The organism is Limosilactobacillus coleohominis (genome assembly GCF_016901675.1).
GTDB lineage: Bacteria > Bacillota > Bacilli > Lactobacillales > Lactobacillaceae > Limosilactobacillus > Limosilactobacillus intestinavium.
In genome coordinates this window covers 1-8,448 of sequence record NZ_JACJKU010000063.1, presented here as the reverse complement: position 1 = coordinate 8,448, position 8,448 = coordinate 1, and the positions used below count along the sequence as shown (strand labels likewise).

The following is an 8,448-nucleotide window of genomic DNA, read 5'->3' as shown; positions in this document are numbered from 1 at the left end:
CATAAAATACCGACTGCATACGGTAAAAATTGATCATCAAGGAATAACAGCATTACTAACATCCCCCCATTTTTAACAACATTCTTTTAACTACAAACATCCCCGATAATGTGCAATTTTGTACACGTTATTTTAGCCAGATCACTGTTATATCGGCATTTCAGAATTGGATAAGGTACGGAACAGTTTTATTTGTTCTTAGTTTATGACCTAATACCAATGTTCTTATATGCGGTGGTTATCTTATTCTGATAATAACCAGCGTAAAAACGATGATGTTTTTGGTAGACAAAACCGAGTAGTTGCATGTTCTTTTTGAATTGACGGTTGCCTAGTGGGGTGATCCCTTGCTGGTCACAATATTCTAAATAATGCTTATACACTGTTGTGCAAGGCGAATATAACCGCCGATTCTTAACCACGTTCGGGCTATAAACAAACTTCACAACATTAACATCCGCTTAGTCACGGTTCCGAATTCTGAAATAATTATCTTTCTTGTGCTTGCTTGCATCAAACCATTTTGACAAGCTACGTTGACTAAATACATATTTCCCTTTATACCAGCCCATGCGTTACCTCCAAACTTAATTAAAGTGATAGTTAAACTACTATTTAAATTAAACCATTAGTTAAACCGTTACTTAAAGAGTTAGTTAAACTAACCAGCCTAGTTCGTTTAACTATCTTTTGAACTGCGAAAAAATAAATTGAATAAGTACCTCTAGCAGAAAACCAAAAGCTAAATTATTAACCATGTTTGCACTCATCATTTCAACCTCACAAAATACTTCACCTTTTCCGCCTAATGTTCCTTTAATTACAAATGATTAGCACTAATACAACGCTCTTTCTATTCAAAGATGATTAGTCGGTTAGAATCCATTTAAGCGGATGCCATTAATGCCAATGTTCTACTGTTGCATAAATCAAAATCACTATAACAACCACAATCATCATCACCCCATTAGTCCACCAATGGGCTTGGTCTAACGTGATATGAAAAGTATTGGCTGGCTATTAGTCGGTAAAACATCCAATCATCAAAACTATTTAGAATTGTCATTTTATTACCTCTCTTTTTTCAGGGCGTCCGAAATGTCTGAATTATTTTTTTAGAGTGTCGAAAATGTCGCCTTTTTATGATGCGCCCTTGCCGCCCTTATTAACTGCTGACAAGCTCAAACATGATTACAATTTAACTTTGCTCATTGCTGACAATAAGGCAATGGGCTTTTTTGTTATATTCTAATTCTCATTTTAAGGTTCTCTGACCAATTCTAATGGTTAAATGATTAATTATATTAGTTCACTGATACTCGCTTCATAGCAAGGCAAAATTTAAGAATTAGCAGGGTAAAAACGTAATAGTGTTTCCTTTTGGCTATGATCGTTAGGCATCCGCCCTTGTGTGAAACAATGACGTGAAACATCTCCGCTACTATCTCTGCTACTGCTACTACCGTTGCTACTACTATTTAACGTTAATAGTTGTAGTAAGGGTCTCGGAGCCATGCAACTATATATCAGCTATATCTAGCTATCTAAACGGCTATATCGTGCATTTATCACTTCGGGCATCTCCACTAGGACAACTTGTCCAATTGCATAACATCAAGGGTTACGGATGTCAGTAGTGATAACTGTGTGCTTATTAGTGGTGTTATCAGTGCACCTAACAGTGTAGTTAATACTGTATATGCCTCTGTACCTAACGATGGTACTAAACAGTACCAACATAGTTTACAAGGTGGTTTACATGTTAGTTGTCATGTTGGTCGCCATAGGGCATTGCTGATTAGCAAAGGGTTACAACTCACTAGATGGGGTTCAAATACTATTAGATAAGCAATAAGGGGCGTTGATTGATGTTTCAACGTCCCTTTACTGTTCCATTTTTAACTATTTAAAAGAATATTATAAATACATTATGACCGATAACGGGTTATCCGTGAACGGTTTTTCAGTCATCGGTTCAGTAGTCGTGCTAGTCAGAGTACGACCTTATTTCTCGTTGTGACCATGAGGGAACAACCTTATTTTTAGTCCTGTGACCTTATTTAAATACTTATTATTGGTCGTACTAAATGACACCCCCCAGTTGTACAAAATAACACCCCTAGTTGTACGATTTGCTACCACTAGTTGTACAAAATGACACCCCCCTACTTTGTAAATACCTCATTAATCTTCATTTAATTCGTTAAAAAATTCAGAAACTTCTTTTTCAGATTGATAATCAAGGTTAAGCTCTAATACTCTTTGATGCTCATCATCTTTCAAATAGAATACATAATCTTTTTGGTACAATTCTTTTAGGTTACGTATGACTGCACTTTTGCTTATATTCAGTGTCAGAGCTATGTTTTGATTAGACAAGTTACTTTGACGTTGACCATGTTTGAAAGCATCATCATATATCAAACTACAAAGTAACGCTTCACGATAATTTATAGCTCCCTGCTGAACATCATTCAGTATCTGATAAGGAATTGCTAAATACGGCTTTTTATTTCTCATCAAAGGGAAGATTTGCCATGTTGTTTTCCCTCCAATATGGTTATATTCAACGATTACCCATCCCAAACTAGATAATTCCGATATTTGTTTGCTGATATAATCAACACCGCAATGCTGATACTGTGCTAGTGTTTCCCTACTCGTGGTAATAGTCTTAAAGTTACGGTTGAGTACTAATAATTTAGCATAAAGAATTGTTGACGCTGGTTTTACAGATTGAACTAATCCATAGGGAACCTTTACAACGGGAACAATCCTTTTGATTGATTCCTCGCTACTCATAATTATGTTACCTTAAATAACCGTCACTAATGCTAACGTGCATCTTGATAGTAGTGATTAACTTCGTTCGTGATGGTTCTGGTCGTCTTAGTATTCATATCTTGCAAAAAACGAATGATTGACGACAAAGCATCATCATTGCGTAACAGCTTAACTACAACTCCAGTCATTTGTTGGTCTGAAACGTCCGATAAGTCCTGATAATCAGCTCCAGCAATTGGCGCTTTGATCTTTTGTAGAATATCTACTAATAGGTCTAATAAGCCTTTGACGTTTTCTTGATCTGCAACAAGGCTTTCAATCTTATTAATATCAAATGTTTCTTTCATGGTATTGGTTCCCCTTTTGTTCATATCCTGATAATATGAATAAAGCGGGCTAGTCGTTAGCTCGCCTTACTCTTTCAAAACCGTTTTTGCTGTCTGGTGTGGTAGTTAGTCAGCATGAACGGCTTTTTTTGTGTCCTTGAATTGATTGTAGTAATTCTGTTTCAAACGTTCCGCCCTCAGCATCATCGAAAGTACAGAGGTTCGAATGTTAGTGTAAGTACGCTGCAACTCCTCTTCGGTGCTGATCAAGTAATAGCCGTTATCCATTCCAATAGGGACACTCTCATTGGTCAAACAGGCAATAATATTACTAACGGCTCTTACATCACCCCCTAAGGTATCCGCAACCCTGCTTCGTGATATGGGGCTCTCTGACCCGTAAGGTAGTAGCCTTAATACCTGACGTTCAACATTGGTTTCACCTTTGACGGCTTGCTCATCAATCGTTGGTAGCTTGAATAATGCTAATTGATGTTCTGTCATTCATTGACCCCCTTAATTTCAATTCTCCAGTGACTTCTAAACCACCTTAGTATTTCTACAACATGAACTGCTAAAACAGCGTACGGGCTTAAATACACACCGATAATCACGTTTAAAATGATCCAGAGTAGCAAAGCCCCATTTTTTGTCAGTTCAATATCCATACATAAATTTAAATCATTCCGTATTTGTGTTCTCATCATGTCCACACATTCAAATACATAACACTGCGCTGGTTAGCTATGGTTATTAATGACTATGTTTCTGACTGCGTGACTTGACCCATTGCTCTAAATCTGACTTAGTAAAACGATAACTACCGCCGATCACGGCAACGGGAAAGTCGTCATATTCTTTGATCCATTTATCAAGGGTCGCTCGTCCACATCCTAAAAATTTAGATGCGGTCTGTTTGTCCATGATTGCGGGGAACGGATCAACGGGTTTATAGGTTTTCATGCGCTCCGTCAATGCGTCTTGTAAAGCGCTGTCGGGAATGGTAAAAGTAAATTCCATCTTCGATTACCTCGCTTTCTAACTAGCCCCATCTTGTAAAGAACTCATCAAGTGAAAATGTGATAATGGGGTGCGCTTTGGGCTCCAGTAGCTTGTTAATGATCTTGATTGCTAAATCTATCGTGTGTTGATCGTATCTATTCAGAAACGGGACTTTTGCCCTCCCCAATTGACAAACATGTAGTACATGCTTTGCTTCGTTACGATCACTTTCAGTTAGTGCAATATCTTTTACATCAATCACGATTAACACCGCCTTATTTTTGAGAACCAATAATTGCAAAATCATCTTTGGTGCGTCTTTCATTAAGGGCAATTTGTAAACCATCATTCCATACCAGAACATGCGAATTGGCAATTGATGGATCAACTTGTGCAAATAAATACCCTTCTCCGGCGTAACTAATCTTTTCATTACCTGCAAGCGGTAGAATGCTCTTCCCGTCAGCTTGACGCTTAGCAAAGATTTTATTTTGGTCGTCTTTGTTGTCCAGCAGCTTGGTTAATTCCAGCCCCTTTTTAGTAGCTGTATAAACTGCCTTTTCGCAATAAACTTGGTCGCCTTGTGCCAAAATTACAATGTTTTGTGTGTTTTCCATGATTAAATACCTCCAAAAAAATTTAACGTTCTTGCCATCCGTTTGAGCGGATGGTTTTTATTTGTCCTGAGTTGCGACTGTTTGCTTCTCTAGCCAATTTTTAAACCGCTTATAAATATCACTTTGCAACGCCATTGGTGCTGGTGAATTAATAAGTTTAGTCATCGTTGGTTGAGAAACACCAATTTGAGTTGATAAATCATTACGGGTTAATCTATGTAGCCCCTTAATGGTCAACAACTGCCGTTGGTCATTCTCTGAAAAAATGTCCATAATTCCGCCTCCGTTTACATTTTTCGTAAATTATATTAATTTACATTTTGTGTAAAGTCAATACTTTGTTTACATTTTGTGTAAAAAGTTTTAATCTATTCTTTGAGGAGAATAAGTTATGGCAAATAGAATAAAAGAAATGCGAAAGAAAAAAGGCTTATCACAAAAAGAATTTGCGAAAGCCTTCAATGAGTTCGCCCCAAATATTAAAAATGTTAGTTACGCAACTATTTCAAGATGGGAGAATGGGAAAAACGAGCCCAAATTAAACACTTGGCTAAAATTATCTGATTTTTTTGGTGTTCCTATTTCATATCTTCAAGGAATTGATAATCAATCTAGATTTTTGGATACAATAAAAGGCAGCGACCATTGGTCAAGTGAGATGGTGCAAGGGATGAGTGACCGTCTAACCCATGATTTTGTACAGTCTTTACAATATTCTTTGTCAATAGAAAACAAAGCATTGCTAGTTAGGGTTTTTTCTAATACGTCTGCTTTAATTACCAAAATGGTTCCGTCTTCGCCAAATGAAAAAATAAAAAAAGAAGAATTAAACCAATTTTCTAAAATTATTGATTGGCTATTCTATAAGGCAATAGGCAAAGAACCAATGTTTGCCTCCCCTTCAGTTTACGAAACGGCTACTGTTAACGATGATGAGTTAATTAAAACTCTGAAAGCGATAAACGAATTTTTAGAAACTCAACCATTCAAAACGGATGATAAAGCCGACAAAAGTAATAAAAAGTAGTATTCCTTACGTCCAAGCGTGATTGACGTTAAAAGCTATGGGAGGTTCATTTATGAAAAAAGATGGTTTAGGTTTTGAAAGATTGCTAATCTTTCTAACTGGTTTAAATTTGATTTTGCGAATTGTCCTTTATGTTCAAGAAAAGCGTGCAGCCAATGAAAAAGATTAGTCTAATCTGCGCCGTTGCCCTTGCTGGTCTATCCTTAACCGCTTGCGGTAGCAACCCCAACAAGAAAGCAAGTTCAAGTAGTAAAGTGTCTAGTTCAAAGGTGGTTAAACGCCATAAGAAAGCTAAACGCTCAAAAAAGGTTAACAAAAGTAAACATGCTAGTAGTTCATCCGCTGTCAGTGCGTCTAGTCAGCAGAACCAACAGCAACAGGCGTAAGCAAGCAACGGGCAACAACAAGCGTCACAAAATAACGGTCAATTACCGCCTGCTAGTGATTTAAGTGACTTTGTTAATCGCTACGGCGAGTCACCAGCAGCATACCTAATGGATCATAGCGGAATGTCACAACAACAAGCGTTAAATTCCGTTCCTGATACCATGAAATCCTCTGGTGAAATTCAATCCAAAAATCTTATGAATAATGGTCGTTAATTGTTTGCTGATTATTTTACTTTCTGTAACGTTTTAACTGTGTTCCGATAAATCACCCATTAACTATTTAAAGATCGCTCACGGGTCAATTCTGACCCCATATCATTCAAATACATAACACTGCGCTGGTTAGCTGTGCGAAAAAAGGAATGATAGAAAATGAGTTATACAAAGAAAGTTAATAAAGGATATTACGGTTACGCTACCTACTACGACAAACACGGCAAGCGACACGTTAAAAGTGCGGGGCTTTTCAAGCTCAAACGGCAAGCCCAACAAGCGGGCAATGATTTAGAAAAAGAACTTGATCAACGGAACATGGATTTACAAGATATTACTTTGGTTGCTTACTATGACCGCTGGTTCAAGCTCTACAAGCAATCAAATATCACGGATGTTACTAAGAACCGCTATAAAGTCATCGGTAAGGCAATTCATGATTATTTTGATGATACTAAGTTGGTTAATATTAGACGTTCTGACTATCAAGGCTTTATTAACTGGTATGGTGCTAATCATGCAAAGGATAGTGTCACCAAACTAAACGGTGCTTTGAGAAGCTGTGTCGGTTATGCAATTGATGATGATGTTATCACGAAAGATTTTACTCATAACGTGCAAATCGTTTATGACCGCTCCAGAAAAGTTAATGTGGAATACTTAACCAATGCTGAATTAGCGAGGCTCAAAGATGCGGTAGTTCAAAACCTGAACCATTTAAGCACCAGCCGTTACATGATCTTAACGGCAATTTATACGGGAATGCGTAAAGCTGAGGTGCAAGCCTTGACTTGGAAAGATATAGATTTCCTCCATTCCACCATTACTATCAACAAATCATGGGACGAAAATAAAAAAGCCTTTAAACCTACTAAGACTTCAACCAGTAATCGAACAATTAAAGTTAATCGTGAATTACTGAAACATCTTGCAGATTTAAAGGCTAATGGTTCAACGATGGTCTTTATGAATGGTTTAGGAACAATCCCAACATCGAACGCTTTAAATAAATGTCTACACCGTATTATGAACCATGTCGGTATCAAAAAGCAAAACTTCACGTTCTACTCACTACGTCATGTTCATGTTGCCTATCTGATCGGGCAAGGTGTCGATGTTTACGCAATCAGCAAGCGTCTAGGACACTCTAATATCACTACTACGCTACGGGTGTACTCTTATTTGATCGATGAATACAAGGCAAAGAATGATACTTTGATTATTAGCAAATTAGCTGACCTATGATTTTTTGCTACCAAACTGCTACCGAATCAGAACAAAACATTGATATATCAACGTTTAAGGTGCTATTTTGGTGCCTGCCTTGGGCATTTAATAATGGACTTAGGCCTTGATATATCAAGGCCTTTTTATTTTATCTTTACACCAAATTAAAATTTTAAGACAACAAAAAAGGACCCTCAGAAGGGTCCTTTTTTAGATTACTTTTCGTCAGCTGGCTTTTCTTTAGCCCACTTACGAATTTCTTCAATCTTCTTTTCCTTTAAAGCCCGCTTGTACTTAGGAGCAATTGGGCGACGGCCTTGTACGCCATGTGGATGTGCTTTACGCATGTCAAATGTGCCTCCTTTTTTATTATCGTTAATAATCAACATTCCGATTATAACTAAATGTGGTGTAAATCGCAACCTTTCCATTCAGAAGCATAATAAATGATTTAGTTTTCTTGATTATACCGGTAATGGAAAACGTTTGTCAAAACTGTAATATTAAAACCTCTTGCTACCTATACCAATTTAGGATAATATGGATGGTGTCAAAAAGATAAAGGTATTCACTTTATTAAACCAATTTAATAATTAATTTTAGTGGAGGATTATCATGTCCAATCAAGATTTAAAATTTAAGATGTTTGAGGTTCAACCTGATCAAGATCGTGATCAATTAGATAACGAATGTGCAAACCTTGAATTAGATCTCATTGCAAAAAACTTAAACAAATAGTTTAAAATTAAGGACTTTTTATGGCTCTACATCATTTAGTGTTGGTTTAACAAAATCGTGAAATTTTCGCTAAATTGGTATAGTTTTACGAGTTACATACTTTTAGGGTATGTGACTCTTTTATT

General features: G+C 36.9%; 13 protein-coding genes. 4 read left to right on the top strand and 9 right to left on the bottom strand.

The annotated features are described in order from the left end of the window. Nucleotides 1-203: 203 nt before the first annotated feature. From H5975_RS08780 to H5975_RS06305, 8 genes are all read right to left on the bottom strand, one after another. Nucleotides 204-422: a primase-like DNA-binding domain-containing protein gene (locus tag H5975_RS08780; protein WP_342590535.1), complete on the bottom strand. Its 219-nt coding sequence runs from the start codon at nt 420-422 to the stop codon at nt 204-206. Nucleotides 423-1,341: 919 nt separating this feature from the next. Continuing rightward, a complete protein-coding gene (locus H5975_RS06335) occupies nt 1,342-1,515 on the bottom strand; it encodes a hypothetical protein (protein ID WP_204785339.1) in 174 nt (57 codons plus the stop codon). A 669-nt stretch (nt 1,516-2,184) separates the two neighbouring features. Further along, a complete protein-coding gene (locus H5975_RS06330) occupies nt 2,185-2,802 on the bottom strand; it encodes a MarR family transcriptional regulator (protein WP_204785338.1) in 618 nt (205 codons plus the stop codon). Between the two features lie 32 nt (nt 2,803-2,834). Continuing rightward, nucleotides 2,835-3,131 carry a hypothetical protein gene (locus H5975_RS06325; RefSeq protein ID WP_204785337.1) on the bottom strand — a complete coding sequence of 99 codons (297 nt, stop codon included), beginning with the start codon at nt 3,129-3,131 and terminating at the stop codon, nt 2,835-2,837. A gap of 105 nt (nt 3,132-3,236) precedes the next feature. Further along, nucleotides 3,237-3,614, bottom strand: a complete 378-nt coding sequence (locus H5975_RS06320) for a hypothetical protein (protein WP_204785336.1) — start codon at nt 3,612-3,614, stop codon at nt 3,237-3,239. A 249-nt stretch (nt 3,615-3,863) separates the two neighbouring features. Further along, on the bottom strand, nt 3,864-4,130 hold the full coding sequence (locus H5975_RS06315; protein ID WP_204785335.1) for a helix-turn-helix transcriptional regulator: 267 nt from the start codon (nt 4,128-4,130) through the stop codon (nt 3,864-3,866). A 257-nt stretch (nt 4,131-4,387) separates the two neighbouring features. Beyond that, a complete protein-coding gene (locus H5975_RS06310; protein WP_204785334.1) occupies nt 4,388-4,729 on the bottom strand; it encodes a hypothetical protein in 342 nt (113 codons plus the stop codon). A gap of 57 nt (nt 4,730-4,786) precedes the next feature. Then, the gene (locus H5975_RS06305) at nt 4,787-5,002 is read right to left on the bottom strand and encodes a hypothetical protein (RefSeq protein WP_204785333.1); all 216 of its coding nucleotides are present in this window, start codon (nt 5,000-5,002) and stop codon (nt 4,787-4,789) included. Between the two features lie 118 nt (nt 5,003-5,120). Here H5975_RS06305 and H5975_RS06300 point away from each other — a divergent pair, with 118 nt between their 5' ends. From H5975_RS06300 to H5975_RS06290, 3 genes are all read left to right on the top strand, one after another. After that, the gene (locus H5975_RS06300) at nt 5,121-5,756 is read left to right on the top strand and encodes a helix-turn-helix domain-containing protein (RefSeq protein ID WP_204785332.1); all 636 of its coding nucleotides are present in this window, start codon (nt 5,121-5,123) and stop codon (nt 5,754-5,756) included. Between the two features lie 155 nt (nt 5,757-5,911). Next, nucleotides 5,912-6,142: a hypothetical protein gene (locus H5975_RS08775; protein WP_239473161.1), complete on the top strand. Its 231-nt coding sequence runs from the start codon at nt 5,912-5,914 to the stop codon at nt 6,140-6,142. 375 nt (nt 6,143-6,517) lie between these two features. Further along, nucleotides 6,518-7,603, top strand: coding sequence for a tyrosine-type recombinase/integrase (locus H5975_RS06290; protein ID WP_204785331.1), 1,086 nt, complete (start codon nt 6,518-6,520; stop codon nt 7,601-7,603). A gap of 197 nt (nt 7,604-7,800) precedes the next feature. Here the strand turns inward: H5975_RS06290 and H5975_RS08995 are convergent, their stop codons facing one another. Beyond that, on the bottom strand, nt 7,801-7,932 hold the full coding sequence (locus H5975_RS08995; protein ID WP_275086872.1) for a hypothetical protein: 132 nt from the start codon (nt 7,930-7,932) through the stop codon (nt 7,801-7,803). A gap of 268 nt (nt 7,933-8,200) precedes the next feature. Between H5975_RS08995 and H5975_RS08990 the strand changes: the two genes are divergently transcribed. Next, complete coding sequence (locus H5975_RS08990; protein ID WP_275086871.1) at nt 8,201-8,323, top strand: hypothetical protein; 123 nt, start codon at nt 8,201-8,203, stop codon at nt 8,321-8,323. Nucleotides 8,324-8,448 lie beyond the last annotated feature (125 nt).

Bases quoted from the DNA above. Each gene is read 5' to 3' on its own strand.
- H5975_RS06335 (WP_204785339.1), bottom strand. From the start codon at position 1,515: ATGGCTCCGAGACCCTTACTACAACTATTAACGTTAAATAGTAGTAGC.
- H5975_RS06320 (WP_204785336.1), bottom strand. From the start codon at position 3,614: ATGACAGAACATCAATTAGCATTATTCAAGCTACCAACGATTGATGAG.
- H5975_RS08995 (WP_275086872.1), bottom strand. From the start codon at position 7,932: ATGCGTAAAGCACATCCACATGGCGTACAAGGCCGTCGCCCAATTGCT.
- H5975_RS06325 (WP_204785337.1), bottom strand. From the start codon at position 3,131: ATGAAAGAAACATTTGATATTAATAAGATTGAAAGCCTTGTTGCAGAT.
- H5975_RS06305 (WP_204785333.1), bottom strand. From the start codon at position 5,002: ATGGACATTTTTTCAGAGAATGACCAACGGCAGTTGTTGACCATTAAG.
- H5975_RS06290 (WP_204785331.1), top strand. From the start codon at position 6,518: ATGAGTTATACAAAGAAAGTTAATAAAGGATATTACGGTTACGCTACC.
- H5975_RS06300 (WP_204785332.1), top strand. From the start codon at position 5,121: ATGGCAAATAGAATAAAAGAAATGCGAAAGAAAAAAGGCTTATCACAA.
- H5975_RS08775 (WP_239473161.1), top strand. From the start codon at position 5,912: ATGAAAAAGATTAGTCTAATCTGCGCCGTTGCCCTTGCTGGTCTATCC.
- H5975_RS08990 (WP_275086871.1), top strand. From the start codon at position 8,201: ATGTCCAATCAAGATTTAAAATTTAAGATGTTTGAGGTTCAACCTGAT.
- H5975_RS06310 (WP_204785334.1), bottom strand. From the start codon at position 4,729: ATGGAAAACACACAAAACATTGTAATTTTGGCACAAGGCGACCAAGTT.
- H5975_RS06315 (WP_204785335.1), bottom strand. From the start codon at position 4,130: ATGGAATTTACTTTTACCATTCCCGACAGCGCTTTACAAGACGCATTG.
- H5975_RS06330 (WP_204785338.1), bottom strand. From the start codon at position 2,802: ATGAGTAGCGAGGAATCAATCAAAAGGATTGTTCCCGTTGTAAAGGTT.